Source organism: Dactylosporangium sp. CS-047395 (genome assembly GCF_050942185.1).
Lineage (GTDB): Bacteria > Actinomycetota > Actinomycetes > Mycobacteriales > Micromonosporaceae > Dactylosporangium.
The window spans coordinates 3,910,350-3,936,562 of sequence record NZ_CP192015.1 but is presented as its reverse complement, the minus strand read 5'-3'; the positions used below and the strand labels follow the sequence as shown (position 1 = coordinate 3,936,562).

Genomic DNA, 26,213 nt, shown 5'->3' with positions numbered 1-26,213 from the left:
CTGCCGCACAACGGTTCGGGCGGGCGGATGGGCCACACTCGTCGGGTGGAGCTTGAGCAGATGCGGACCGAGCTGACCGGGTACTGCTACCGCATGCTCGGTTCCGGCTTCGAGGCCGAGGACGCGGTGCAGGAGACGCTGGTGCGCGCGTGGCGGGCCGCGGACCGGTTCGACGAGCGGCGGGGGTCGGTGCGGACGTGGGTGTACCGGATCGCGACCAACGTGTGCGTGGACATGCTGCGCAGCGGGCAGCGGCGGGCGCTCGCGGTGGACTTCGGGCCGCCCGCGCGGGGCGGGGACGCGCTGGGGGCGCCGCTGGACGAGGCGGTGTGGGTGCATCCGATCCCGGACGCGCGCGTGCTGCCGGAGGACACGGTCGTGGCGCGGGAGACGGTGCGGCTCGCGTTCGTGGCGGCGTTGCAGCATCTGGCGCCGCGGCAGCGGGCGGTGCTCATTCTGCGCGATGTGCTCTGCTGGAGCGCCGGCGAGGTGAGCATGCTGCTCGAAACGAGCACCGCGTCGGTGAACAGTGCGCTGCAACGTGCACGCTCGACGCTGCGCGAACACGCACCGGCGCCCGGCGATCCGTTCGAACCGGGCGATGCCGCGCAACGGGAGCTGCTCGATCGGTACTGCGCGGCGTTCGAGCGGCACGATGTGGACACGCTCGTTTCGCTGTTGCACGAGGACGCGACGATGTCGATGCCGCCGTTCGCATGGTGGCTGCGCGGGCGGGACGCGATCCGGGCCGCACTGCTGGATCCCGAGGCCTCGTGCGCCGGTGCGTGGCTGGAACCCGTGCGGGCCAACGGATCGGCGGCGTACTGGCAGGTCCGGCCGGACACAGACGGTACAAACGCGGCGTTTGGGCTTGTGCTCCTGGACGTGCGCGACGGGCGCATCAGCGGGATCGTCACCTGTCTCGACGTGCCGCGGCTGCAGCCACTGTTTGCGTGACGGCGAGGGCGGCGAACGCGACGATCACGAGGACGGCGAAGGCTTCGGGCGGGACGAGTCCGATCGTGTTGCTCCACGCGGCGTGCACCGCGCCGAGGAACCCGCCGGGGGCGACGCCGGCCGCGGCCAGCCAGACGTCGCGCTCCAGCAGGGCGTGGACCGCGGCGAGCAGGCCTCCGGCGAGCAGCAGCAGCGGGGCCGTGCGGGCCGTCCATGCCCCGGCGGCGTGGCGCACGGCCAGGCCCGTCGCGAGGATCAGGGCGAGGGTGGCGGTGATCGCGAGCCAGAACACCACGAGCGCGGCGAATCCGAACGGGGTGTCGCGCAGGGCCCGGACCATCTGGATCGCGGGGCTGAACTCGTGGTCGGTCCAGGCCCCGTTGTGGCTTCCCGCCCAGCGGTCGTACAGGTAGACCTGCGCCAGCGCCGCCAGCAGTACGCCGCCGGCGGTCCAGGTGAGCGCCGTGGCGAGCGGGCGGCCGGAGTCCAGCGGGTCGCGTTTCGGGCGGCGGATCAGCAGCCACAGCCCGAGGGCCGCGGCGACGATGCCGCCCACGACGGTCGCGACCAGCAGGTCGGCGGGGAAGTCGCTCAGGGCCAGGCGGGCAGCGCTGTCGCCGCTGTCGGAGTAGTGGCCGACGCCGGCGAGCAGGAGCGCGGCGGCGGTCCCGAAGGCCAGCGTGGCGCCCAGGCCGGCCCAGGCGCTGCGGATCAGGATCGCGGCCGCCGTGCCGGCGAGGGTGCGGGCGGGGCCGCCGGCGCCGATGTACGCGACGAGGGCGAGGGCGGGCAGGAGCGCGGTCGGTTCGGCCAGGGTTCGGGCACCCGCCACGAAGTTGTACCGTCCATCGGCGGTGAACACGGCGATCAGCAGGACGGCGGCCACGAGCAACGCGCTTCGCAGCGGCAGTTTCCGCACTTTCCGCGGCGCGGCCACCGAAGTTTCCGCCCCGGTTTCCGGCGAAGTTTCCGGCGAAGTTTCCGGCGAACTTTCCAGTGCCTGGACGGCGCGCAGGGCTCCCTGAGCGACAAGCAGCTCCGGCTGCTCCAGCACGGTCGGCGCGACCCCCAGCGCCCGGTGCAGCAGCGTCGCGACCAGCGGCATCCGGCTGGCCCCGCCGACCAGGAACACGCCGGTCAGCGTCTCCAACGTCACCCCGGCCGCGAACAACGTCGTCGTGGTCAAGGCAACCGTCCGATCCAGCCACGGCCGGGCCAGCGACTCGAGCTCATCGCGCGTCATGTGCACATCGCGCTCGAAGAGCGGCACCGGCAACCCCGCCTGCGTCGCCCGGCTCAGGTGCTCCTTGGCCGCGCGGGCGTCCTCCCACAGCTGCCGGCGCAGCCGCCGGTCGGGAACCGTCCCGGGCGAGGCCAGCCGCCGCCACCGCTCCGGGTCGTCGGCGGCGACCCCGCGGCCGACCCAGTCCACCACGGCGGCGTCGAGGTCGAGCCCGCCGACGTCGTCGAGCCCGTCCGCGCGGACCACCTGCCAGCCGCCGGCCTCGCGCCGGACCACGGTGACGTCGAACGTGCCGCCGCCGAGGTCGTACACGACGAGGGAGGCACCGTCGCCGGCCTGCCGGCCGAGGAAGGAGGTGAAGTACGCGGCGGCGGCGACCGGCTCGGGCACCAGCCGTACCGGCCCGAACCCGGCGGCGCGGGCAGCGGCGAGCAGCAGGCCGCGGCGGGTCTCGGCCCAGTTCGCCGGGTGGGTCAGCACGACGTCGGGGATGGGGCCGCCGGCGGCGCGCTCGGCCTCGGCACGCACGCGGGCCAGGACGGCGCCGATCGCCTCGGCGAGGGGCACCTCACGATCTCCGAGCAGCAGCGTGCCCTCGTTGATCCGCCGCTTCGGGTTGGGTTCGAACCGCGTCGGGTCCAGCCGCGCGCCGCGTTCGGCGTCGCGGCCGGTCTGCAGGCCGCCGGTGTCGTCGGCGAGGATCGCGGACGGCAGCAGCGGCGAGGCGTCGAACAGCAGCGGCTCGAACCGCCCGTCGGCGGGTTGCAACACGGCCACCGTGTGCGAGCTGCCGAAGTCGATCCCCAGTCGAGCACCGTGATCCACCACGGTGCTCGACCGTAACGCGCGCTGTGTTGCGAGGGATCAACCAAACGGTTGCTAGGGCAGGACCCAGCGCTGGTTCGCGCCGGCGAAGCAGTCCCAGATCTGCAGCCGCGTGCCGTCGGTGGAGGTGTTGCCGGTCACGTCGAGGCAGCGGCCCGACGCGGTGTTGACGAGCGTGCTGTTGGCGGTGTTGTAGGACCACTTCTGCGCACCGGTGCCGTTGCAGTCCCACAGCTGGATCTTCGTGCCGTTGGCGGTGCCGGCCGACGTCACGTCCATGCACTTGCCCAGGGCGCGCAGCGAGCCGTCCGAGGCGACCGTCCAGTTCTGGGCGGTGGTGCCGTTGCACGCGTAAAGCTGGATCGCGGCCCCATTCGCGGTGCTCGCCGCGGCCACGTCCACGCACTTGCCGGCCAGGCCGGTGATGCGGCCCGTGCGACCGGTCGGCGGCGGGGTGGTCGGGCCGACGCCGCCGGTCGCGATCTCGTACGCCGCGCTGATGAGCGAGTTGGAGCCGGTCGCGTCCTGGGACAGCTCCCAGAACATGATGCCGCCGCCGTTGGACATGGCCCACTGCGTCTTGCGACGGACTGTGGGCAGGCCGTTGTAGCACTCGTTCACGCCGTTGACGGTGGTGCAGTCGCGGTTGGCGTTGGCCGGGTCGCGGGCCACGAGGTCGGCGTAGGTGACGTAGCTGGGCCGGGAGTAGACCGGCACGCCGATGACCGCCTTGTTCGCCGGCAGGCCGCGGCCCTTCCAGAAGTTCACCGCGGCGACCGACCAGTCGTAGTTGGCGTGCGGGCTGCCGCCGTCGTAGGTCATGATGTTGAGCCAGTCGACGTAGCCGAACACGGCCGGCTGGACGCCGTTGGCGGTGCCGCCCTCGGAGACGACGGCCGCGGTGAGCAGCTTGCCCCGGCTGTGCATGGCGGTGCTCAGCTGCGACATGAGCGCGGTGTAGTTGTTGCCGGAGGTGCCCGGGTCCGGGTACTCCCAGTCGATGTCGACCCCGTCGAGGTTGTACTGGTTGACGAGGTTGACGACGTTGTTCACGAACGCCGTTCGGGCGGTGGCGTTGCCGGCCAGGGACTCGAACGCGGAGTCGTTGCCGTCGTTCCAGCCGCCGATCGAGATCGACACCTTGGTGTTGGCGGCGTGGCCGAGCGAGACGATCTGCTGCAGCTTCGAGGGGTTGTCCAGGCCGCCGAGGCTGCCGTTGGCGTTGGGCAGGACGAACGCGTAGTTGATGTGGGTGAGCTTGTTGTACTGGATCGCGGTGGCGCTGCCAGCCCATGAGGGCATGTAACCGATGGACCGGAAACCGTTGGGCAGCGTGGCGGCGCTGGCCGACGGCTGGACGGCGAAGGCCACGGCGGCGCCCGCGGCAATCGTGACCGCCGCGATGGCTAGGGCGGATCGGCGCATAGGGGCTCCTTCGGGTGAGGGGTGAGCTCCTTGGCCAGGGACGATAGGAAAGTTAACTGTCTGTTGTCAATGTGTGTCTTAGTTCAAGTCGCATATTGACGCAGGCCACGGCGGGTCATAGGGTCCTATGGATCTGTTAAGTAACCTCACAAATCCGCCTGGGAGGTGAGCAGATGCTCAGACTCAAGTCATTGGCGTCCGCCGCGCTGATGGCAACGATCGTCGCGACCGGCCTCGTGGTGACCTCGCCCGGCGCCGCGCAGGCCGCGGTGGTGTGGAACGAGGAGTTCAACGGCGCGTCCGGCCAGGGCGTCGACGGCTCGAAGTGGAACTTCGACACCGGTGGCGGCGGCTTCGGCAACTCGGAGCTCGAGTACTACAACAGCGGCACCAGCAACGTGTACCAGAACGGCCAGGGTCAGCTGGTCATCGAGGCCCGGCGCGAGAGCGGCGGGCGGACCTGCTGGTACGGCACCTGCCAGTGGACGTCCGGGCGCATCCAGACGTCCGGCAAGTTCACCCAGCAGTACGGCCACATCGAGGCCCGCATCCAGGTGCCCAAGGGCAACGGGCTCTGGCCCGCGTTCTGGATGCTCGGCGGGGGCAACTGGCCCGCCGACGGCGAGATCGACATCATGGAGAACGTGGGCCGCGACCCGAACACGGTCTACGGCACCATCCACGGCCCGGGGTACTCCGGCGGCAACGCCGTCGGCGGCACCCGCAACATCGGCCAGCCGCTCGGCAACGCGTTCCACAACTTCGCCGTCGACTGGTCGCCGAACCTCATCATCTGGACCATCGACGGCTCGGAGTACTTCCGGGCCACGCCGTCCAGCACCCGCGGCAACCCGTGGGTGTACAACCACGGGTTCTTCATCATCATGAACCTCGCGGTCGGCGGCAACTTCCCCGGCAGCCCCGACGGCAGCACGCCGTCGGTCAACCGGATGCTCGTCGACTACCTGCACGTCAGCACCAGCACCACCACCCCGCCGCCGACCGGCAACGCGTTGCGCGGCAACGAGAGCGGCCGGTGCATCGACGTTCCTTCGGCCAACCCGGTCGACGGGGCGCGGCTGCAGATCTGGGACTGCAACGGCACCGGCGCGCAGCAGTGGACGATCGGCTCGGACGGCACCGTCCGCGCCCTCGGCAAGTGCATGGACGCGGCCGCCGCCGGCACCGCCAACGGCACCGCGATCCAGCTGTACACCTGCAACGGCACCGGCGCCCAGCGGTTCACCCTGACCGCGGCGGGCGACCTGGTGAACGTCAACGCGAACAAGTGCGTCGACGCGGCGGCCCACGGGACCGCCAACGGCACGAAGCTGCAACTGTGGGACTGCAACGGCGCCGCGAACCAGAAATGGACGCGCGCGTAGGTCAATTTCGCGGCGCCCCGGTCATTCGTGGCCGGGGCGCCGTAGAAAGACCCTATGACGACACTCGATGCGCTCGAGGGCCTGCACGGCGTCGTCGCGGTCCGCCGCGGCGAGACGATCCTGGAGCACTACGGCACCGGCCCGGACGCGTCCTGGGCCCGACAGCTCGGCGTCGTCGAATTCGGCCCGGAGACGCTGCACGATCTCCGGTCGATAACCAAGAGCATCACCGCCATCTTGTACGGCACGGCGCTCGCCGCCGGGCACGTCCCCGAGCCGTCCGAGCCGCTGCTGCGCTCCTTCCCGCGCTACCCCGACCTCGCCGCGGACCCGTCGCGGGCCCGGCTCACCGTCGAACACGCACTGACGATGTCGCTCGGCCTGGAGTGGCGTGAGGACCCGCCGTACACCAGCCCGGACAACGCGGAGATCGCGATGGAGCTGGCCCCGGACCGGTACCGCTACATCCTCTCCCGCCCGATCGCGGAGCCGCCGGGCAACCGCTGGAACTACTGCGGGGGCGCCTCGGCGCTGCTCGGCGCGCTGATCTCCGAGGGCACCGGGTGCGCGCTGCCGGAGTACGCCCGGCTGCACCTCTTCGAGCCGCTGGGCATCGACTCGTCCGAGTGGATCACCGGCGCCGACGGAGTGCCGTCGGCCGCTTCCGGGCTGCGGCTGACCCCGCGCGCACTGGCCCGCATCGGCACGATGATCCTCGCCGACGGCGACGGGGTCGTGCCCGCGTCCTGGCTCGCGACCATGCTGCAGCCCCGGCTGGCGACCGACTGGGGCGGGCAGTACGGCTACCAGTGGTACATCGAGCAGGTCGACGGCCACCACGTGCTCGCCGCCATGGGCAACGGCGGGCAACGCCTCTTCGTGTTGCCGGAACTTTCCTTGGTCGTGGCAGTGACCTGCGGAAACTACGACGGCAACGAGCAGTGGGTCACCCCGCTCACAGTCCTGCGCGATTTCGTCCTGCCGAACTGTCGAATCTGAACCCCACAGGTTCGACGTACCTGTGTCGGGACTTTTCTGTTGAGGGGGACGCATGGCACTGCCTGAGGTGGTCGGACGGGACGAGTGGCTGGCGGCGCGGCGGGAGCTGCTGGAGCGGGAGAAGGCGGCGCGGCGCGAGCTGGATCGGGTCAACGCGGAGCGGCGGCGGCTGCCGATGGTACGGATCGACAAGCCGTACCGGTTCGAGGGCGCTTCCGGCACCGTCGGGCTGGCGGAGCTGTTCGAGGGGCGGCCGCAGCTGATCGTGCAGCACGTGATGTTCGGGCCGGACTGGGATGCGGCCTGTCCCAGCTGCACCGCGGGCATCGACGAGATGGCGCCGGCGCTGCTGGCGCACCTGGCCAACCGGGGCACGACGTTCGCGCTCGTGTCGCGGGCGCCGTACGCGAAGCTGGCCGAGTACGCCGCCGCCCGCGGGTGGCGGATTCCGTGGTACTCCTCGGCCGGCGACGACTTCAACTTCGACTTCGCGGTGTCGTTCGACGAGGCGGTGCAGCCGCCGGTGTACAACTACCGGGCGCTGCCGGTCGTGGACACCTCGGAGCTGCCGGGGGTCAGCTGTTTCCTGGCCGCCGACGGCGCGGTCTTCCACACCTACTCGACGTACGCGCGCGGCACCGACTTCGGCGGGGCGTACGCCTGGCTGGACCTCACCGCGCTGGGCCGGCAGGAGGAGTGGGAGGAGCCGAAGGGCCGCGTCGACCACGCCCGGGCGGCCGTTCCGGACTTCGCGGTCTGAGTCCTCGTCCAGGGCGACCTCGTCGCGGTGGCACGTTTCCGGGATTCGACCGTCCCGGGTTCCCCGTAACTTGAGTGATGTCAGCAGCGACAACCACTTCCCAGGGGGAAACCGAAGATGAGCGACATCGACACCTACGACAGCGGCGACACCGGTCACGACGTGGACTACGGCCAGTACTCGGCCGGCCAGGAGCACGACGCCCTCGACCAGCTGCACCAGGCCCAGGGCTCCGAGCACGACGCCCAGTCGCAGTTCGGCATCTACGAGAACGACCACCACGCGCAGGAGTCGACCGACTTCTCCACCGGCTCGCACGTCGAGTACGACCAGCCGGCCGCGGTGCACTACTCGGCCGACAACTACACCAACTACAGCCACGACGCGTCCGAGGACGACCACGTCTTCGCCGCCGAGGGCTCCGAGTCCTCGCACTCGGCCCAGTTCTCCGAGCTCGACGCGCTCTCGCAGCGCTTCGACGCCGCGTTCGCGGAAGGCACCCAATTCCACGGCGAGGGCGGCCAGTACGGCGTCGCCGCCAACTAGCACCACAAGGGCTACCCCTGGCTCGAGGCCGGTCACCGTCACGGTGGCCGGCCTTCGCCATGTCCGGCGCGAAAGCGGGCGGATCCTGTCCGGTATCCCGGTTAGCGTCGCACCTGTCACCGACCTGGACAGGAGCGCATCATGCAGTTCGTCTCGACCCGCATCATCACCGCCGACGTGGCCGCGCTGGTCGCCTTCTACGAGCGCGCCACCGGCCGCGCGGCGGACTGGGCGACCCCCGACTTCGCCGAGATCCGGACCGCGGTCGCGACGCTGGCCATCGGCAGCACGCGCACCGTGGCCCTGTTCGCCGAGGGCGCGGCCGAGCCGGCCGCCAACCGCTCGGTGATCGTCGAGTTCCTCGTCCCCGACGTGGACGCCCTGCACGAGCGGCTGGCGGTCCCGCCCGTCGCCGGGCCGGCCACCATGCCCTGGGGGAACCGGTCGCTGCTGGTCCGCGACCCCGACGGCAACCTGGTCAACTTCTTCACCCCGGTCACGGCGGCGGCGAAGGAGAAGTACGAGACGCACGGACTAGGCTCACGGGGGTGATCACGGAGTTCGGGGTGGAGCTGGACGACGGGCGCCTGCTGCACGCCTACGACTCGGGCGGCGACGGCCCGGTCGTCTACTGGCACCACGGCTCCCCCAACATCGGCGAGCCGCCCGCTCCGCTCTTCGAGACCGCCGACCGGCTCGGCATCCGCTGGCTGTCCCACAACCGTCCCGGCTACGGCGCCTCCACCGCGGTCCCCGGCCGCACCATCGGGTCGGTGGCCGCCGACGTGCGGGCCGTGGCCGACGCGGCCGGCGTGGAGCGCTTCGCCGTCATGGGCCACTCCGGCGGCGCCGCCCACGCACTGGCCTGCGCCGCGCTCCTGCGGGACCGGGTCGTCGCGGCCGTGGCCGTCTCCGGGCTGGCACCGTTCGACGGGAAGCCCGACTGGTTCGCGGGCATGGCCGACGGCGCGGAACGGTCGCTGCGCGCGGCCGGCCAGGGCCGGGCGGCCGTCGAGCGGCACTACGCCGAGGCCACCGGCGAGGAGGACATCGGCTTCCTACCGGCGGATTGGGCGGCCCTGCAGTCCGACTGGGCCTGGTTCGACGAGGTCGTCCCGCCGGCCCTGCTCATGGGACCCGGCGGCCTGATCGACGACGATCTCGCCTCCACGACCCCGTGGGGCTTCGATCTCGCCGCGATCAGCTGCCCGGTCCTGCTCGTCCACGGCGCCGCCGACCGCATGGTGCCCGCCGCGCACAGCGAGTGGCTCAAGGCCCACATCAGCCGGGCCGAGCTGCGCATCATCCCCGACGCCGGGCACATCACCGCCATGCGCCAGGGGCACGCGGCGCTCGAATGGATCAAGGAACAAGGGACGGCCGCCGGGACCGGCGGCCGTCCCCTCGAACACTAGGCGTACGCCTCCAGCTCGTAGATCCGAGCCGCCCCGTCCGTGGTCTGGGTCGGGGTGATGATGTTCAGCCGCACGTACCGGCCGGTGACGTTGACCGCGTGCGTCGTCACGTCGGCCGTGTTGCCGCGCGGCGAGGCGACCGTGGTCCAGTTGCTGCCGTCGCTGGACACCTGCAGGTCGAAGTCCCGGGTGTCCCAGGTGTTCGACTCGCCGCCGGCGCCCGCGTGGCGGACCACGATCGAGCTCAGGTGGTTCGAGGCGCCCATGTCGACCTGCAGGAACTTGTTCGTGCCGAGCGAGCACCACTTGTCGGCGTTGCCGCCCGAGACGCTGCCGTTCACGGCCTTGTCCGGGCCCTCGGTCGAGGCGCACGACGAGTCCGCCGTGGCCGCCTTGTTGAGCAGGAGGTTGCCGCCGGACGCGGCGCCGTACACCTCGAACTCGTAGATGCGGGCCGCGCCGTTGCCGTCGTTGGCGGGCGTGCCGATGTCGAGCTTCACGTAGCGGGCGGTCCGCGCCGTGAACTGGTTGAGCGTGCGGCTGGAGCGGTTGCCCGAGACCGAGGCGGCCTGGCTCCAGTTGGTGCCGTCGGTGCTGGTGGAGATGGTGAACGCGCCGGTGTTCCAGCCGGTGTTCTCGGCGCCGAGGCCGGCGTGCTTGAGCACGACCGCGCCCACGGACTGGTTCGAGCCGAGGTCGACCTGCAGGAACTTCGTCGCCGCGGAGGTGCAGAACTTGCTGTTGTTCATCAGGGTGCCGTCGACGGCCTTGTCCGGGGACTCGGCGGTGGCGCAGGCGGCGGAGCCGGTGGCCGACTTGCCCTGGGCCAGGTTCGTGCCCAGGTTCGGCGGCGTGGCCGGCTGGGTCGCGCCGTCGGTGAACGACGGCGGGACGTTGCTCGCGCCGGTGCCCCACGACGACGGGCTGGTCCCCATCGTGTACTGCAGCGTCCCACCGGCGGCGAGGTCCGGGTAGCGCAGGTAGTTGTTCGCCACGGCGGTACCGTTGCGGGTCAGGCTCTGCACGTATTGCGACGACGCGCTGCCGCCGTTGATCTGGATGTTGCCGGCCGAGCGCTGGATGAGGATCGACGGGAACGACGGGCCGTGGATCGCGAGGGTGTCGGCACCCGGCGTGGCCGGGTACATGCCCATCGCGGACCAGACGTACCACGCGGACGTGGCGCCGAGGTCGTCGTTGCCCGGCAGGCCGCCGGCACCGGTGGTGAACTGCTCGTTCATGACCCGCCGGACCGCCGAGGAGGTGCCGGCCGGGTACTGCGCGAAGTTGTACGCCCACGGCACGCCGTGCTCCGGCTCGTTGCCGAGGTAGAAGTACGGCCGCGACAGGCCGGCGTTGAGCTCGGTGAAGTGGTGGTCGAGGCGCTGCTTGGCGGTCTGCGGGCCGCCCATCAGGTTGATCAGCCCGGCGAAGTTGTAGGGCACCATCCACGTGTACTGCGCGGCGTTGCCCTCGGTGAACGGGCTCTCCTGGGCCGGGTTGAGCGGCCAGGGCCAGGTGCCGTCGCTGTTGCGCGGGTGGATGAAGTTCGACTCGGTGTTGAAGGTGTTGCGCCAGTACTGCGCGCGCGTCATCGCCGAGTTGTAGGTCGTGGTGTCGCCGAGCGCCTTGGCGAACTGGGCCACCGCGAAGTCCGACGCCGAGTACTCCATGGAGTCCGACGGCGCACCGGAGATGTACTTCTTCGACTCGTACTCGGACTCACGCCCGCGGATCGGCGAGCCCTGCATGCCCTGCCCGGCGATCGCGTTCTTCATCAGCTGCAGCGCGGCCGCGGTGTCGAAGTTGCGCGCGCCGAACTGGTACGCGGAGTCGACGATGATCGGGCCGGGGTCGCCGGTCATGACGAAGTCCTCGTTGGTCTGCTGCGACCACTTGGGCAGCAGGCCGCCCTGCTGGCCGTCGAGGACCATCGACTTCATGATGTCGCTGGTGACGTCGGGCGCGATGAACGCGACGAGCGCGGCCCACGAGCGGTAGATGTCCCAGCCGGAGTAGTTCTGGTACACCGGGTGGGTCGCCGTGTGGATCGCGTTGTCGAAGCCGCGGTACTGGCCGTTGACGTCGCTGGAGATGTTCGGGTTGACCAGCACGTGGTACAGCGCCGTGTAGAACTTCTGCAGGTCGGTGGCGCTGCCGCCGGTGGCCTGGATGCGGTTCAGGGCCGTGTTCCAGGCGCTGTTGGCGTTGGTCCGCGCGGTGTCGAACGAGGCGGTCTCGGCGTTGAGGTTCGCGGTCGCGTTGGCGACGCTGACGAACGAGACGCCGATCTGGGCGTTGACGGTCGCGTTGGAGGTGGTGTCCCACGTGACGAAGCCGCCGGTGTTGACGCCCGAGGTGCTCGTCGAGCCGTTGCTGATCGTGGAGCCGTTCCAGGTGCCGACCGAGGACGGGGCCCGGTCGAACTTGATCGAGAAGTAGATCGGGTAGGTCTTGCCCGAGCCGCAGAAGCCGCCGGCGGTCTGCATGCCGGTGACGGTGCTGCCGGAGATGCTGATGTTGCCGGTACGGTTACCCGTCGCGCTGCGGCTGGTGTTGATCAGCAGCCGGGACTGGGTGTTCGACGGGAACGTCAGGCGCATGACGCCGGTGCGGGTGGTCGAGGTGACCTCGACGTTCGTGGAGTACTTGTCCAGCCGGTTCTTGTAGTAGCCGGCCTGGGCGACCTCGTTGGACTTGGTGTACGCCGAGGCGTAGCTGGTCCACGCCGTGCCGGGCGAGGAGCCGAGCGCGCCGGTGACCGGCAGCATCCCGAGGTCCTCGTTGTTCGGGCAGCCCGCGCCGTTGAAGTGGGTGAGGCTGAACTCCTCGATGGTCCGGTCCTTGTCGCGGTACCCGGACGGCGAGGCGGTGGGGGTGTCGGGGCTGAACTGGAGCATGCCGAAGGGCACGGTGGCACCCGGGAAGGTGCTGCCACCCGCGCCACCGCCGACCGGGTTGGGCGAGTTGCTGTCGTCCGTACCGATCAGTGGATTCACGTATTGGGTCAGGTTGAGGTCGGCGGCCTGGGCGGGGGCCGCGAACTGCACAACGGCGAGGGTGCTGCCCAGCAGGGCGGCTCCCGCGCCGGCGAGCAGCCGGTCGACCTTGCGGGATCGGGGCATGGTGTCTCCCGTTCGGTGGCGGTGAGGACGGGAGAGCGCTCTCGATGGATATTCATAGTCCCTGATCCGCGTTTGGTCAACATTTGTCAATACACCCGCAGGTCAGGCCCTCGTCACCATCCGTGAGCATCAGCAAACCCACCGGAACGGGCTGCCGCCGAAGGTGTTGGCGTCCATCAGGTGCTGGGCCGCGCCGCCGATCACCCGGCCGTCGGCGCTGATGCCCCCCATCTGGTACTTGCTGAAGCCCGCCGGCAGCGCCAGCCCCACCAGGTCGCCGAAGCCCCACACCGCCGCCATCTTCGAGCCGCTCAGCGTCACCGTGCCGTCGGCGGCGAGGGCCCGCACGTAGATGCCCTGGGCCACCGAAAACGGCTGCGGGGCCGGGGTGCCCGGCGTGGTCAGCCGCCAGCGCACGTGGTTGTCGAAGTCGACCGCCCATTCCCCCGCGATCGCGTTCACCATGCCCTTGCCGACCCCGTCCGGCAACGGCAGCTCGAAGCCGGTGCCGTCGGGCCGCCACACGTACGGCCGGTACGCGTCGTAGAGCCGCCCGACGATCCCGCCGACCCACCCGTCGTCGCTGATCCAGAGCGCGGCGCCGCTCCCGCCGGGCACCGTGAGGAGCTCCGCCTTGCCGTCGCGCCAGAGCACCGGTTTCGAAACCTCAGCAGCCGTGTAGTACCCCACGACCGTGCCGGCCGCGTTGATCCCGCTGCCGGACAGCGAGGCCGAGACCGGGACCCCACCGGGCAGCGGCAGGACGTTCATCCGGTCCGTGAACGTCACGGCGGCGGACCGGCCGGCGACGTTCGCGGTGCCGACCGCCGTGCCGGACGCGTTCACGGCGTGCAGGTACTGCACCTGCTCGTCCCCGTCCACGCTGAGGATCACCCCGTCGCGCCAGATCACCACGCCGGTGTGGGTGTCCATGAGGCCCGCGGCCCAGTGCCCGGTCGAGTCGATCACCGGCGGCCCGGTGCCCTCCACGCCGCTGGGCAGCGGCAGCATCTGCACGTCGCAGTTCGGCGGGGCCGACGGCAGGCCACTGGTCGGTGCCGGGTACGGCCGGCCCCGGTCGGCCGGTTGCGGCGGCTGCCGCAGCCCGGCGATCGCGGCCGAGCCGACGGTGAGCACGAGCACGAGGACGGCGGCCAGCCCGACCACGGCCTGCCGGCGCCGCCGGACCCGGGCCCGCCCGGCGCGGAGCAGCCCGTCGGCGGTGAGGGCCGTGCCGGGCCCGTCGAGGTCGCGCAACTCCTGCAGCGGGTTCTCCTGGAGCGGGTTCATGCCAGCGCCCCCTCGGAGCCGACCAGGATGCGGCGCAGCGCCCGCAGCCCGTGCGAGGTCTGGCTCTTCACGGTCCCCTCCGAGCGGCCGAGCACCCCCGCCACCTCCTCCACCGACATGTCACACAGGAACCGCAGCACGAGTACCGTGCGCTGGCCCTCGGGCAGCGACCGCAGCGCGTCGCGCAGCACGAGCCGCTGCTCCACCCCGGGCGTCTCGACGACCGGCAGGGTCGGCGGCGGGCTGTCCCACAGCAGCACCTTCGACCAGAACCGCCGCCGGTCCGACAGGGCCGAGCGCACGACCATGGTGTGCACGTACGCGTCGAGGTTCTCCACCTCGCGAATGCGCGCCCACCGCTGGTACAGCACGGTCAGCGCGTCCTGCACCGCGTCGTCGGCCCGGTGCCGGTCGCCGACGAGCTGGTACGCGATGCGGTGCAGCCGTGGCAGCCGAGCGGCCACGTACTGCGTGTAGTCGTGCTCGAGATCCGGTCGCACCCGTGACGGTCCCTTCGCCGGCGGTCACAGGGTAGAGGCAGCCGATCACCCGCGGGGTTGTGCCGGGAACGCAATCTGTCAATGATTGGCAGAAGTCCCGCGCGATTTTCGCAGAGTCAACAACTTCCAACAGGTACCAAGGAAATTCATGGGGATCGTTGACACGTTGCGTCGGAAAATGTTTGCTACGTCACGTGAACCCAACCCGCCGTGACCTGTTCCGCCTGGCCGCCCTGGGTGGCCTCGCCGGAACGCTCGCCCTGGACAGTCCCGCCCAGGCCGTCACGGCGAGCACGTTCAGCCCGATCCGCCCGCCCGCCACGCCCCTCGCGGTCCGCTCGCCCTACCTGTCGACGTGGCTGCGCGCGGACACCCTGCCCGGCAACTGGCCGACGTTCTGGGCCGGCGCCGTCACCGCGATCACCGGCATCGTGCGCGTCGACGGCCGGCCCTACGTGTTCATGGGCGCCCCGTCCGGCGGCTGGCCCCTGGCGAATCAGACGGGCCTGGTGGTCACCGCGACCCGGTCCACGTTCACGATCACCGCGGGCGCGATCCGCCTCGAGGTCGAGTTCCTCTCCCCCGTCGACCCGGCCGACCTGCGCCGGCAGTCGGTGCCGATGTCGTACCTCAGCATCACCGCCACCTCGACCGACGCGAACACCCACCAGGTGTCGCTCTACGTCGACGTCTCCGGCGAGTGGGCGCACGGCGACCGCACGAAGCAGATCTCCTGGACCACCCAGATCGTCGGCACGCAGCGCGCGCACAGCTTCCAGCCCGCCGCCCCGACCGTGCTCGCCGAGGCGGGCGACCAGGCCTCCTGGGGCACCGTCGTCTTCGCCACCGACGAGGCGGCCGGGCTCACCTGGCAGACCGGCGCCGACGCCACGGTGCGGGCCGCCGCCGCGAACACCGGCGCGCTGCCGAACACGGCCGACGGCAACCAGCCCCGCGCGATCAACGCGAGCTGGCCGGTGTTCGCCTTCAACCGGGCCCTCGGTGCGGTCGGCCCGGCCGGCAGCGGCCCGGTCGTGTTCGTCATCGGCCACGTGCGCACGCCCGCCGTGTCCTACCTCGGCGCGCAGCTCGACCCGTGGTGGCGCACCCACTGGACGGCCTGGCCGGACATGCTGACCTGGTTCCGCGCCGACCGCGACGCCGCCCGGGCCGGGGCGGTCGCACTGGACGCGCAGGTCACCGCGTGGGCGAACCAGGCCGTCGGCACCGCACCCGCGAGCGAGCAGTACGCCGCGATCTGCGCCCTCGTGGTCCGCCAGGCGTTCGGCGGCACGGAGCTGGTCAACCGCAACGGCTCGCCCTGGGTGACGCTGAAGGAGATCTCCTCCAACGGCGACTTCAGCACCGTCGACCTGATCTACCCGGCGTTCCCGGCGTACCTGCGGATCGCCCCGCGCTGGCTCGAACTGCTGCTCGCCCCGATCTTCGACTACACCGAGGTGCAGGGCTTCGACAAGCCGTTCGCACCGCACGACCTCGGCGTGTACCCCAACGCGTTCGGCCGCATCGGCCAGGACGAGGAGGACATGCCGGTCGAGGAGTCGGCGAACCTGCTCATCATGGTCGCGGCGCTGCTGAGCCGCATGCCGGCCGCGCGGGCCACCGCCTACGCGACCGCGCACTACGCGAAGCTCAAGAGCTGGGCCGACTACCTGGTCGCGAACCTGCCCGACCCCGGCAACCAGAACCAGACCGACGACTTCACCGGGTTCATCGCGCACAGCGTGAACCTGGCCCTCAAGGGGATCGTCGGCATCGGCGCCATGGCCGGCATCGCCCGCTGGGCCGGGCAGAGCTCCACCTATGCGGCGACCGCCCGCCAGTACATCGCGCAGTGGGCCACGCTGGCGCAGAACGGGCCGCGCACGCACCTCAAGCTCACGTACGACGGCGCGGACTCGACGTGGAGCCTCAAGTACAACGGCTTCGCGGACCGGATCGCGGGCACCAACCTGGTCCCGCCGGCCGTCGCGGCCGAGGAGGCCGGCTGGTACCTGCAGAACCAGCACGCCTACGGGGTGCCGCTCGACCCGCGGCACACGTACACGAAGGTCGACTGGGAACTGTGGACCGCCGCCTTCCTGACCGGGCAGACCGCCGCGCGCGACATGCTCATCGGCAAGGCGTACACCTTCGCGAACACGACATCCTCGCGGGTGCCCTTCACCGACTGGCACGACACCGACAGCGGCAACCAGTCGGGCTTCACCGCGCGGCCCGTCATGGGCGGCGCCCTCGCGCTGACGACGCTGCGGCACACGCCGAACGGGCTCACCGGCGCCTGGCCGCTGCGGGGCTCACTGCTGGACGCCAGCGGCAATCTCGGCGACCTGAGCGGGTCCCCGGCGGCCACCGCGCGCCCCGTGGTCCGCACCGACAACGCGTTCACGGTCATGGCCCGGGTCAACCCGTCGGATCTCTCCGGCTTTCGTACCGCCCTGAGCCAGGACGGATCCCGCGCGAGCGGGTTCTACCTGCAGTACGCCGGCGGCGACAACCGGTGGGCCTTCGCGCTGACGGCCGCCGACGCCGACAACACGACCTCGGCCCGCGCCCTGTCCACCGCGGCGCCGGCCCTGAACACGCCCGTCCATCTCGCCGGCGTGTACGACGCCGACGCCGGCCAGCTGCGCCTGTACGTCAACGGCGCGCTGCAGGGCCAGGTCTCGTACACCGGCGGCTGGCAGGCGAACGGGCCACTGGTGATCGGGCGGGGCAAGTGGAACGGGGCCGCCGCCGACACCTTCGCCGGCACCGTCGAGGACGTGCGCACGTACGACCACGCGCTGCCGGCCGCCACCATCGCCGCCGCCGCGGGCCTGGCCACGAACCAGGTCGCGGCGTTGCAGTTCGACACCGCAGACGCGTCCCTGACCCTCAGCGGCGGCGCGGCGCTCGGCGGCGGCTTCAGCGGCACCGGCCTGGCGCTCAACGGCAGCACCGGTTACGCGACCACGGCCCGGCTGGTGGACACCGCGGCGAGTTTCTCCGTCTCGGCGTGGGTCCAGCTCGCGGCGACGTCGAACTTCGCCACGGTGGCGGCGCAGGACGGCGCGCAGGTGAGCGGCTTCTATCTGCAGTACTCGGCGGCGGACAACGCCTGGGCGTTCGCGATGCTCGCCGCCGACGCACCGAACGCCGCGGCGACCCGGGCGGTGTCGCCGTTCCCGCCGCGAACCGACGGGTGGACGCATCTCGTGGGGGTGCGCGATGCGTCCACCGGCCGGCTGCGGCTCTACGTCGACGGGGTCCTCGTCACGACTGTGGCGATGGGCTCGGCGTGGGCCGCGGGCGGGGCGTTCACGATCGGCCGGGGCAAGTGGAACGGCGGCGACGCCGACCACTTCCCCGGCCGCATCGACCAGCTGAAGGTGTGGACCCGGGCATTGACGGACGCCGACGTCCGCGCCATCGCTTAGCAGCCGATCTGGCAGGGCGACTGCCAGTTGACCGAGAGGCAAGCACCGACGTACAACGTTGTGAGAGCGCTTTCTGTAAAGGAAGTTTAACGTGGCCGCCATCCACAAACCGCTCGCCGTCATGCTGCTCGTCGTCGCCGGCCTCGCGGTCGCGCCGACCACCGCACAGGCGGCGACCGCCGTCTGTGCCCAGTACTGCGACACCCGCGACCCCGCCCAGGCCCGCCAGGAGACGTTCCCGACCGGCACCCTGCTGATCAACAACCGCCGGATCGTCCTGCACGTCTCCGACGTGGACGGCATGGCCTGGGGCTCGATCGACGCCGGCACCCAGGACGAGTCCGTGTGGCTCGACCGCACCTTCGACGGCGGCGCCACCTGGGACGGCCTGCTCGGCAAGGCCTGGATCCCGGCCGGCTGGACCGGCACCCGGACCCTCATGTACAACCTCGCCGACCCCTCCCACCACCGCCGCGGCATGATCCGGGCCTGCGGCGACGCGCACGGGGTCGCCTGCACCGGCTGGGTGCACGCCGGCGTGTGCAACCCGACCTGCGACAACACGAGCGGCGGGACCGACGCCGACCCGGTGCGCACGGTGACCCTCAGCGGCCGCACCATCGCCCTGCACCTCGACGCGGGCGGGATGGCCTGGGGCGCGCTCACCGGCAACCGCGCGGGCGACGAGGTGTGGCTGGACCGGTCCTTCGACGCCGGCGCGTCCTGGCCCGGCGGCTCCTCACTGGGCCGCACGACCAGCGGCCGCACCAACCGCTTCAACGTCACAGACCCGATTTCCCTGTTGTACGGCGGGTCGGTGCGCGCCTGCGGCCGGGCCGTCGAGAGCCAGAGCGGGGCCTGCACCGCCTGGGCCCGCCCGTCGAGCAACCGCCTGCGGGCCGCCGCCGACGCGCTCATGTACTCCTACGACCCGTACCCGGCCTGGTACCCCTCGAGCTGGTGGAACTCGGCGGTGGCTTTGAGCACCGTCATCCAGTACACCCGGAAGACCGGCGACCAGACCTATGCCTGGGCCGTGCGGCGCACCTTCGACGTGAACCGCGTGGCATTCCCGGCCGGCGCCCGCTCCAGCGACCCGATCGACGGCCACTTCATCAGCCGTTCCATCGACGACACCGCCTGGTGGGGCCTGACCTGGATCGACGCCTACGACCTCACCCACGACCAGAGCTACCTGACCGAGGCCGTGACGATCGCCGACTACGTCAGCGGCTTCTGGGACACCTCCACCTGCGGCGGCGGCGTCTGGTGGGACCGCGAGCGGACCTACAAGAACGCGGTCACCATCGGGCTGTACCTGCGCCTCACCGCCGCCCTGCACAACCGCATCGCCGGCGACACCGCGTGGCTCGCCAAGGCGGTCACCGGCTGGAACTGGCTGCGCAACAGCGGCCTCATCAACGGCTCCAACCTGGTCAACGACGGCCTCACGACCGACTGCCGCAACAACGGCCAGACGGTCTGGAGCTACAACCAGGGCCTGGCCATCGGCGCCGCCATGGAGCTCTACCGGGCCACCGGCAACGCGACCTACCAGGACACGGCGCGCCGCCTCGGCACCGCCGCGATCGGCTCCACCGCCCTCGTGCGCAACGGCATCCTCACCGAGTCCTGCGACCCCGGGCAGTCCTGCGACGACAACCAGAAACAATTCAAGGGCGTGTTCATGCGGTACCTCGCCGAAGCCGGCCAGTTCCAGACGTTCGCCGTCACCCAGGCCAACTCCCTGTGGTCCACCCGCGACCCGATGAACCGCATCGGCAGCCGCTGGGCGAGCCCGCCCTCCCCGCCGGACTGGCGCACCCAGGCCGGCGCCCTGCAGGCACTGCTGGTGGCCTCATGAGCGCGCGCCACGCGCGGCACGTGGGAATCCTCCTGCAGCTGCGCTCCCGCCCCTGGGTCTCGGCCGCCGCCCTGTCCTGCCGCTTCGGCGTCGACGTCCGCACCATCTACCTCGACATCGACCTGCTGACCGCGGCCGGGCTGCCCATCGAGGCTGTGCCGGGCCGCGCGGGGGCCTACCGGCTGGCCGCTCACGCGGTGTTGCCGGCGGTTGAGGAGCCGCTGGCTGAGACGGTGGAGCCGCTGGACCACTACTTGCGCGGGACGCGGAGCCGGGAGCAGCTGCGGCAACTGGGGCAGCGCGCCTATGCCCGTCAACAGCGACTGATCCTGCACCGCCTCGCTGGCTAGCCCCCTCTTGCTGGATGGGTGACTGAGAGTCTCCGCTTTGGCTGGACGGTTCGCGAAGGTCTCGCCACTGTATGGGCGCCTTGGCACCGTTGGTTACCGCGTTATGTCCTGAAAAGCGGTGGGGGAGCAAGCTCCACCCACACCCCCTCAACAGAGCACCGGCTGCTACTTGCGGCGAAAGGTCGGTAGCGCGCTCCTCCTTGCGGCGAAGCGTTTGCTGCACCAAATGTTGGAGGGCCGGAGCTCTTGGAGGGGTCAGCGGGCGCCCTGGTATTCCTTTGCGGCGGCCTCGGGGTCCAGGGTTGGGCCGGAGGGCAGCAGCGCTACGAAGGGTAGGGGTAGGCGGGCGGCTGCGGTTGGGCTCATCTGCAGGCGTTGGACGGCGTCGGTCGACACGATCGGGAAGCGCTGGCCGGATTCGGTGACCAGGTTGTAGCCGCCGTCCTGGCCTGCTGTGGTGGTGGCCAGGACCAGCACGCCGGTGCCGGGGACCAGGGCGACCGAGGTGGCCAGGTCGGTGTCGGTGCCGGCCTTGGTGGCGATCGGCGGGGCCGCGTTCGAGGCGGGCATGGCCGGGGGCAGGCTCACCGTGGCCGCCCACGGGGCGTCGCCCGGTGGGGTGCCCGGCTTGGTGCTCACGCACAGTGGCTGGCCGCGCACCGGGTCGACGCCGGTCGGGACCTCCTTGGGCCAGCCCGCTTTGCCTGGCACGGGCTGCTGGGAGGTCGCGGTGTTGGCCGCGCCGGGGTCGCCCTTGACGAGTTTGCTGTCGCCGGCCAGCAGGAGCGTGGCGGTGAACGCGGTGATCGGGCCGAGGCCGTCGGACTGCACCAGGGAGTAGCTGGCGGGCTGGCCGGCCACCTGGGTCTGCACCACGTCGCCGATGTTCGCCTGGACCGGCAGCGTGGCCTTCGGGGCGCCGCCGCGCTGGATGGCCGGGATCGCGATCTCGGGGCCCTCCGGCAGGGTGTCGAGCACGCGCGGCGGGACCGCCATCGAGCGGGCGTTCTGCAGGCCGAGCACGGCGCGGGTGTTCCCGGTCAGCCGGTACCGGCGGCCGGACGTGATGAGCCAGCTCGTCCCGCCGTCCTCGGCCACCACGGCCGACGCCGGGCCGAGCACGTTCTCGGTCGGCGCGGGCGCACCGGCCAGCACCTCCACCTCGGCGCGCACGACGGTCGAACCTGAGGGCAGTACACACACGGTCCAGGGACCGGTCGTGAGCCGTTGCGGCAGGCCGTCGGGGGCGCCGGGGATGCCGACCGGAAGCCCGCGGCGCTTGCCGTCCAGCACCGAGGGCCGCACCTCGGTGGGCTTGCCGCCGCCGACGAGCAGCGCCGAGCTGAGGTTGAGCGCGGGGTGCAGGACCCCGTCGACGAGCACGTACCGGTCGCCGGTGCCCTTGACCAGCACGGCGCCCGAGTCCGGCAGGGCCGGTCCGCTGCCGCCGCCGAGCAGCCCGGCGATGCCGAACCCGGCCATCACCAGGACGGCGATGACGGCGCTGCCGATGAGCGTGCGGTTCAGCCGCCGGTTCGGGTCCTGCCCGGCCTCGTCGACGCCGAGCACGAGGCTCGTCACGCGCCTGCGGCTCTCGTAGTCGTAGGCTGCGACGTGATCCCGGGTGGTCGCCATCGCTTTGCTACATCCTCCGTCGGTTTGTCCCCCGCGTCGTGCGGCACCATGATACGTGCACCACACTCGATACCACTGACCGGAACGGGGGCGGCGACACAGTGACGGCACAGGTGGCGGAACCGATCACCCCCGAACCGGCTCCCGGCCGCACCGGCCGCCGGCTGCGGATCGGCCGCGGACGGCTCATCGCCCTCGAGGCGGCGGTCGGCGCCGCGCTCGCCGGCGCGGCCCTGCTCGGCGTCGGCGGCTGGACCATCCTCGGCGTCGCGGTCGTCGTCCTGCTCGTCGCGTTGCTGCGCCGCGACCGCCGCTGGCTGACCGAAGTACTCGCCGCCCGGGTCCGCCGCGACGCCACCACGGGCGTGCTCGCCGCCGGCCGCCCCGTCCCGGCCACCGACACCCCCGGCGTGCTGACCGGGGCGGAGGCTCTGGGTGCGGCGGCCGAGGTGGCCCCGCACCTGGAGGTCGTCGAGTGCACCGACCGCAACGGCTACCCGCTCGGCGTCGCGTGGGACGGCCAGGGCTTCGCGGCCGCGGTCGAGCTCGACACCCGCCGGCCGCTGCGGTTGGACCTGGGCCGCCTGGCCGCGTCCGCCGCCGACGACGACATTCCCCTGGCCGGCGTCCAGCTCCTGATCGAACAGGTCGGCGTGGCGAGGATGAACGGCCACGGCGCCGTCCCGCACGCCCGCGACCCCTGGCCCGGCGCCGACCTCCCGCTCATGCGGCGCGCCTGGGTGGTCGTCCGGTACGAGCCGATCTGGGCCCCGGACGCCGCCCGCCGCCGCGGCGAGGGCGGAGCGGACGGCGCGCGGCTGGCCGTGGCCGCCGCGCTGGCCCGGTTGCGGGTCAGGCTGCTGGGGCGCGACCTGGCCGCGGCCCCCTTGGACGCCGCGAGCCTGGCCGCCGTCATCCGCACCGTGGGCGACCCCGGCCCTAGGGGCGAACTGGACCGCGACTGCTGGGCGACTAGCACCGCCCACCATCACACGCTGGGCGCCACGATCGGCTCCCCGGCGGACTGGCTGGCGTTGTTGGACGCGGCTGCGCGTACAACCGCGGACCGGGCAGTGATCTCGCTGACCGTCGAACTGGACGGGCCCTCGACCCGCACCCGGGCGGCCGTGCGTCTGGTGGCGGCGGACAAGGTGGTGGCTCAGCAGGCGAGCCAGCGGTTGCAGGCTTCCGCCCTGACTAGCCCGCTGACCGGCGCCCAGACCGCGGGCCTACTGGCAACCCTCCCCCTCGGCGGCGGCCCCCGGCCGCTGACCGGCGCGATCGGCTGGGTGGCGCGATGAAGCCCCGCACCGGTGACGCCGACCTGACCCTGCTGCCCTCGGTACGCTGGGCCGGCCCTTCCCACGTCGACCTGCCCTTGGAGATCCCGCTCGGCGGCGTCTTCCTGGGCATCGACCGGACTGGACGTCCGGCGTCGATTCCGGCCATTCAGCCGCGGCCGGTACGCATCGGCGTGCTGGGCCACCCGGCGTTGGCGGGCGCGCTGGCGTATCGGCTGCTGGGGGTCGGGTGCCAGGTCGCGGTGCTGACGGCCGATCCGCGCTATTGGTCGGCGTTGCGTTCGTTGGTGAACACTCCGGCGTTGACCTGGCTGGACGCGCCGTCGAATTGGCCGCCGTCGCCGGGGAGCGCGCCTGGGACGTATCCGGGGCCGCAGGTGCTGATTGTGGATTATCCTACGCCGCCGCCGCTTTGGGTTGGGGAGCTGCCTTGGTGCACTGTGCTGCACGTTTCCAGTGTTTCGCCGGAGAGTTCTGAGTTCTGGGCTCGTACTGACGCTATTTTGCTGACTGAGTCGGGTTTTTCTGCGGCGATTACTCGGCGTTGGGACTTGGATGCTTCGGCGGCTGATGATCTGCGTGAGGGTGAGATTGCGTTGGCTGATCGGCATGGGGTTGTTCCGCTGGCATTTCCTCGGACGCCCTGAAGTTCTCGGGCTTTAAAGCGTCGGGCCGGACCGATGGGCACCGCAGCAGTGCGCTCGGCCGATGGTTCGGCCCGCCTGGCGGCGGTCCACAGAGTTAGCGTGGTCCCGGCCGGACTGCGGTCAAGGTTGGTGGTCCAGACCGTAGGGGACTGCCGGATTCGTCGTGGTCATCATTCGGTGGTACAACTCAGGAATTTGTGTTTTTCGGTATTTGCGATTGTTCGGTTTTGGGTTCCGCCTGTATTGGGCCCGGTGGGACAATTGTTGGGTGCGGCAGATGTCATTGTTTGGCCGGGTCGAGTTGACGGCGATGCGGGACACTTCGAGGCGAAGAAACTATTCTGCGCGCAACGAAGCTTTCCGCAAAGAACACAAGCGGCATCGCGATTGGGGGCTTGTCCAACGCCACGCCGAGAAGTTGCGGCAAGTGCGGGAGGTCGCGCTAGTCGAGGGTGGGGAACGCGGGCCTCAAGTAGACGGTGGTCCGGGCGGCGTCGCCGGAATAGGCGCGGGTGAACATGCTGTGCAGCCTGCCGGTCTTGTCGGGCCAGCGGGGCAGCAGGCGCCTGGCGACGGCGTCGTAGGCGCGCCGGTCACCGGTGCTGCCCAGCCAGTCGCCGACCCGGCGGGCGATCTCGGTGTGGCCGATCATCGGGCGCATGAAGGCCGAAGCGGACGATACCTCGGTCACCGCGCCCGACGGGAGGCCGACGCGGAGCATGATGCCGGCCCGGTGCGTGGCCGCGACCTGCTCGGTCAGGACGCCGGGGATGCGCGGGACGAGCGGGGACGGATCGGCGGGCAGGCCGGCGTCGGCCAGGACGGCGGCGACGAGGTCGGGTTGCCAGCCGGGGAGCTCGTAGTACACCTTGGCGCCGAGCCGGCCGTCGCGGCCCAGGCCGATCCCGAGTTCCTGGCAGAAGCCGGCCGATTCCAGGCGGGCGAAGGCGGCCAGGGCCGGGGCCGACGGCGGCATGCCGAGGCGCTGCAGGGCGGTGGCGACGCGGTGGAAGGCGCGGCCGTCGGCGAGGTCGTGGTGCAGGGCGCTGAGGTAGATCTTCAGGACCTCGTTGCCGTTCGTGTCGGCGTCAACGCCGGCCCAGACCCAGAAGCGGCAGCCCTCGGGGACGGGGAGGGACGGGTCCACCATGGCCTCGATGGCGGGGCGGGCGCGGGACCACGACTCGCCGAAGCCGAGCAGTTCCGCGGCGCGGCCGATGGCGTAGAGGCCGCTGACCGCGCGGGGGAAGGCGGGCAGGACCGGGTCGCCGACCTCGACGGTGTACCGCAGCGCCGGTGTGCCGTCGGTGACCGACAGCTCCACCGGCAGGCCGCCGGCCAGACCCGAAAGCTGGGCCGTGGGCCACGGGGCCGGGGCCGCCAGGGACTCGCGGGTGAGTTCGCGGAACGCCGCGACCGCGCGGTCGGGGTCGATGCCGAGGTCGGCGGCGACGGTACCGATGACTTGGTCGTAACCCAGGATGCGCTCGGGCGGCGGCGGGGTGCGGTCGGCTTGCGGGGGCGCGGCGACCAGCAGGGCGCGCAGGGCGGTGGCCGTGGTGAAGATGCCGCGGGCGTCGATGCTGCGCTCGGTGAGGCCGCCGCCGCTCGGGTCGGGGACCAGCAGCTCAGCGTCGCCGGGCCAGCCGCCGCCGGGGCGTTGGGCGTCCAGCAGGGGCAGCGGGTCGGCGGTGGCTCCGGTCAGGGTGAGGCTGTGCAGCCACAGGGCGTGGCCGAAGGCGGTCTGTGGAGCGCGGACGGGGGCCGGGACCGGGGTCAGGCCCGGCCGGGCCGCGGCCACCCAGGCCTCCAGGGCCGTTGTCGTGGCGTAGCCGTCCTCGGCCCACCAGATGCTGGTCCAGCGGCCCGGGGGGCGCTGCCAGGGGGCGATGAGGCGGATGAAGGCACTGGCCAGCTCCGTACGGTCCAGCTGTCCGGCCTCATGCCTGGCCAGCAGGGCGGTGGCGGTGACATCCGGCGTGGGCTGGGACCAGCGGCGGGTGCGGGAGACGTCGTTGTACGTGCGGTACCCGCCGTCGCTCTCGTGCGCCGCCAGGAACGTCAGGGCGCTCTCGGGAATCGCGCGGCCCCGAGCGGCCAGCAGCCGGACCGCCCACGCCGTCGAGTCGGCGTCCGGGGCCACGCCGCCGTGGTAGCCCCAGGCGCCGCGGGGGCCGATGACCGACAGCAGCCAGTCGGCCGCGGCGTCGGCGCCCTCCGCGGCGGCCTTGCGGACGGCCGGGTCCAGGTGGTCGGCCGCGGCCGCCATTGCCAGCGCCGTGCCCGTGTAGCCGGTCACCCAGGCGTCCGAGGTGCCGACGGCGACCATGAAGTCGCTCCAGCTTCCGCGCGGGTGTTGCAGGCGTCGCAGGTACTCCACCGCCCGTGCCGCAGCAAGCATCGTTCCCCCGTTCCGGACCGGCCGTGACCTCGGCGCATGCGCGAGGCGCGACTTATCGACGTGCATGGCACAATACGGGGTAACCGTGATCCTTTTCGAAGCGCC

The 26,213-nt window shown here is 71.6% G+C and carries 19 protein-coding genes; 12 read left to right on the top strand and 7 right to left on the bottom strand.

All coding sequences use genetic code 11. The features are described from left to right. The first annotated feature begins 45 nt into the window (after positions 1 to 45). Positions 46 to 957, top strand: coding sequence for an RNA polymerase subunit sigma-70 (locus ACQP00_RS18470; RefSeq protein ID WP_433220670.1), 912 nt, complete (start codon positions 46 to 48; stop codon positions 955 to 957). On the opposite strand, the gene ACQP00_RS18465 is transcribed toward ACQP00_RS18470, so the two are convergent. Together ACQP00_RS18465 and ACQP00_RS18460 are read right to left on the bottom strand one after the other, a co-directional pair. After that, complete coding sequence (locus ACQP00_RS18465; RefSeq protein WP_433220668.1) at positions 914 to 3,028, bottom strand: Hsp70 family protein; 2,115 nt, start codon at positions 3,026 to 3,028, stop codon at positions 914 to 916. The two genes, ACQP00_RS18470 and ACQP00_RS18465, sit on opposite strands and share 44 nt — an antisense overlap. Before the next feature lie 51 nt (positions 3,029 to 3,079). Then, positions 3,080 to 4,450 (bottom strand): glycosyl hydrolase family 18 protein, encoded by a 1,371-nt coding sequence (locus tag ACQP00_RS18460; RefSeq protein WP_433220666.1) that lies wholly within the window; start codon positions 4,448 to 4,450, stop codon positions 3,080 to 3,082. A gap of 173 nt (positions 4,451 to 4,623) precedes the next feature. Here ACQP00_RS18460 and ACQP00_RS18455 point away from each other — a divergent pair, with 173 nt between their 5' ends. The 6 genes from ACQP00_RS18455 (at position 4,624) to ACQP00_RS18430 (ending at position 9,555) form a co-directional block, all read left to right on the top strand. After that, complete coding sequence (locus ACQP00_RS18455) at positions 4,624 to 5,835, top strand: ricin-type beta-trefoil lectin domain protein (protein ID WP_433220664.1); 1,212 nt, start codon at positions 4,624 to 4,626, stop codon at positions 5,833 to 5,835. Positions 5,836 to 5,889: 54 nt separating this feature from the next. Continuing rightward, complete coding sequence (locus ACQP00_RS18450) at positions 5,890 to 6,834, top strand: serine hydrolase domain-containing protein (protein ID WP_433220662.1); 945 nt, start codon at positions 5,890 to 5,892, stop codon at positions 6,832 to 6,834. A gap of 52 nt (positions 6,835 to 6,886) precedes the next feature. Continuing rightward, on the top strand, positions 6,887 to 7,594 hold the full coding sequence (locus tag ACQP00_RS18445; RefSeq protein ID WP_433220660.1) for a DUF899 domain-containing protein: 708 nt from the start codon (positions 6,887 to 6,889) through the stop codon (positions 7,592 to 7,594). 117 nt (positions 7,595 to 7,711) lie between these two features. Beyond that, positions 7,712 to 8,140, top strand: a complete 429-nt coding sequence (locus tag ACQP00_RS18440; RefSeq protein WP_433219826.1) for a hypothetical protein — start codon at positions 7,712 to 7,714, stop codon at positions 8,138 to 8,140. A gap of 141 nt (positions 8,141 to 8,281) precedes the next feature. After that, positions 8,282 to 8,692, top strand: a complete 411-nt coding sequence (locus ACQP00_RS18435; RefSeq protein ID WP_433220658.1) for a VOC family protein — start codon at positions 8,282 to 8,284, stop codon at positions 8,690 to 8,692. Further along, a complete protein-coding gene (locus ACQP00_RS18430) occupies positions 8,689 to 9,555 on the top strand; it encodes an alpha/beta fold hydrolase (protein WP_433220656.1) in 867 nt (288 codons plus the stop codon). The genes ACQP00_RS18435 and ACQP00_RS18430 overlap by 4 nt, the downstream gene beginning before the upstream one ends. On the opposite strand, the gene ACQP00_RS18425 is transcribed toward ACQP00_RS18430, so the two are convergent. The 3 genes from ACQP00_RS18425 to ACQP00_RS18415 all read right to left on the bottom strand — a co-directional run bounded on the left by ACQP00_RS18425 (position 9,552) and on the right by ACQP00_RS18415 (position 14,470). Continuing rightward, positions 9,552 to 12,680 carry a GH92 family glycosyl hydrolase gene (locus tag ACQP00_RS18425; RefSeq protein ID WP_433220654.1) on the bottom strand — a complete coding sequence of 1,043 codons (3,129 nt, stop codon included), beginning with the start codon at positions 12,678 to 12,680 and terminating at the stop codon, positions 9,552 to 9,554. The genes ACQP00_RS18430 and ACQP00_RS18425 overlap by 4 nt on opposite strands. Positions 12,681 to 12,809: 129 nt before the next feature. Next, complete coding sequence (locus ACQP00_RS18420) at positions 12,810 to 13,970, bottom strand: hypothetical protein (RefSeq protein ID WP_433220652.1); 1,161 nt, start codon at positions 13,968 to 13,970, stop codon at positions 12,810 to 12,812. Then, positions 13,967 to 14,470 (bottom strand): SigE family RNA polymerase sigma factor, encoded by a 504-nt coding sequence (locus ACQP00_RS18415; RefSeq protein ID WP_433062504.1) that lies wholly within the window; start codon positions 14,468 to 14,470, stop codon positions 13,967 to 13,969. The genes ACQP00_RS18420 and ACQP00_RS18415 overlap by 4 nt, the downstream gene beginning before the upstream one ends. 194 nt (positions 14,471 to 14,664) lie before the next feature. Between ACQP00_RS18415 and ACQP00_RS18410 the strand changes: the two genes are divergently transcribed. The 3 genes from ACQP00_RS18410 to ACQP00_RS18400 all read left to right on the top strand — a co-directional run bounded on the left by ACQP00_RS18410 (position 14,665) and on the right by ACQP00_RS18400 (position 20,124). Beyond that, the gene (locus ACQP00_RS18410) at positions 14,665 to 17,910 is read left to right on the top strand and encodes a glutaminase domain-containing protein (protein ID WP_433220650.1); all 3,246 of its coding nucleotides are present in this window, start codon (positions 14,665 to 14,667) and stop codon (positions 17,908 to 17,910) included. 91 nt (positions 17,911 to 18,001) lie between these two features. Further along, the gene (locus tag ACQP00_RS18405) at positions 18,002 to 19,774 is read left to right on the top strand and encodes a glycoside hydrolase family 76 protein (RefSeq protein ID WP_433220648.1); all 1,773 of its coding nucleotides are present in this window, start codon (positions 18,002 to 18,004) and stop codon (positions 19,772 to 19,774) included. Then, positions 19,771 to 20,124: a helix-turn-helix transcriptional regulator gene (locus tag ACQP00_RS18400; protein WP_433220646.1), complete on the top strand. Its 354-nt coding sequence runs from the start codon at positions 19,771 to 19,773 to the stop codon at positions 20,122 to 20,124. Before ACQP00_RS18405 ends, ACQP00_RS18400 begins: the two co-directional genes overlap by 4 nt. Positions 20,125 to 20,379: 255 nt before the next feature. Here ACQP00_RS18400 and eccB read toward each other — a convergent pair whose 3' ends face one another. After that, positions 20,380 to 21,759, bottom strand: coding sequence for a type VII secretion protein EccB (eccB, locus tag ACQP00_RS18395; RefSeq protein WP_433220644.1), 1,380 nt, complete (start codon positions 21,757 to 21,759; stop codon positions 20,380 to 20,382). A 113-nt stretch (positions 21,760 to 21,872) separates the two neighbouring features. Here eccB and ACQP00_RS18390 point away from each other — a divergent pair, with 113 nt between their 5' ends. Continuing rightward, positions 21,873 to 23,060, top strand: coding sequence for a type VII secretion protein EccE (locus tag ACQP00_RS18390; protein ID WP_433220642.1), 1,188 nt, complete (start codon positions 21,873 to 21,875; stop codon positions 23,058 to 23,060). Then, complete coding sequence (locus tag ACQP00_RS18385) at positions 23,057 to 23,707, top strand: hypothetical protein (RefSeq protein WP_433220640.1); 651 nt, start codon at positions 23,057 to 23,059, stop codon at positions 23,705 to 23,707. Before ACQP00_RS18390 ends, ACQP00_RS18385 begins: the two co-directional genes overlap by 4 nt. Before the next feature lie 442 nt (positions 23,708 to 24,149). On the opposite strand, the gene ACQP00_RS18380 is transcribed toward ACQP00_RS18385, so the two are convergent. Then, positions 24,150 to 26,108 carry a hypothetical protein gene (locus ACQP00_RS18380; RefSeq protein WP_433220638.1) on the bottom strand — a complete coding sequence of 653 codons (1,959 nt, stop codon included), beginning with the start codon at positions 26,106 to 26,108 and terminating at the stop codon, positions 24,150 to 24,152. Positions 26,109 to 26,213: the final 105 nt, after the last annotated feature.

Excerpts from the sequence above, each read along its gene's own strand:
- ACQP00_RS18450 (WP_433220662.1), top strand. The coding sequence starts at position 5,890 with ATGACGACACTCGATGCGCTCGAGGGCCTGCACGGCGTCGTCGCGGTC.
- ACQP00_RS18400 (WP_433220646.1), top strand. The coding sequence starts at position 19,771 with ATGAGCGCGCGCCACGCGCGGCACGTGGGAATCCTCCTGCAGCTGCGC.
- ACQP00_RS18425 (WP_433220654.1), bottom strand. The coding sequence starts at position 12,680 with ATGCCCCGATCCCGCAAGGTCGACCGGCTGCTCGCCGGCGCGGGAGCC.
- ACQP00_RS18460 (WP_433220666.1), bottom strand. The coding sequence starts at position 4,450 with ATGCGCCGATCCGCCCTAGCCATCGCGGCGGTCACGATTGCCGCGGGC.
- ACQP00_RS18420 (WP_433220652.1), bottom strand. The coding sequence starts at position 13,970 with ATGAACCCGCTCCAGGAGAACCCGCTGCAGGAGTTGCGCGACCTCGAC.
- ACQP00_RS18445 (WP_433220660.1), top strand. The coding sequence starts at position 6,887 with ATGGCACTGCCTGAGGTGGTCGGACGGGACGAGTGGCTGGCGGCGCGG.
- eccB (WP_433220644.1), bottom strand. The coding sequence starts at position 21,759 with ATGGCGACCACCCGGGATCACGTCGCAGCCTACGACTACGAGAGCCGC.
- ACQP00_RS18380 (WP_433220638.1), bottom strand. The coding sequence starts at position 26,108 with ATGCTTGCTGCGGCACGGGCGGTGGAGTACCTGCGACGCCTGCAACAC.
- ACQP00_RS18440 (WP_433219826.1), top strand. The coding sequence starts at position 7,712 with ATGAGCGACATCGACACCTACGACAGCGGCGACACCGGTCACGACGTG.
- ACQP00_RS18435 (WP_433220658.1), top strand. The coding sequence starts at position 8,282 with ATGCAGTTCGTCTCGACCCGCATCATCACCGCCGACGTGGCCGCGCTG.
- ACQP00_RS18385 (WP_433220640.1), top strand. The coding sequence starts at position 23,057 with ATGAAGCCCCGCACCGGTGACGCCGACCTGACCCTGCTGCCCTCGGTA.
- ACQP00_RS18455 (WP_433220664.1), top strand. The coding sequence starts at position 4,624 with ATGCTCAGACTCAAGTCATTGGCGTCCGCCGCGCTGATGGCAACGATC.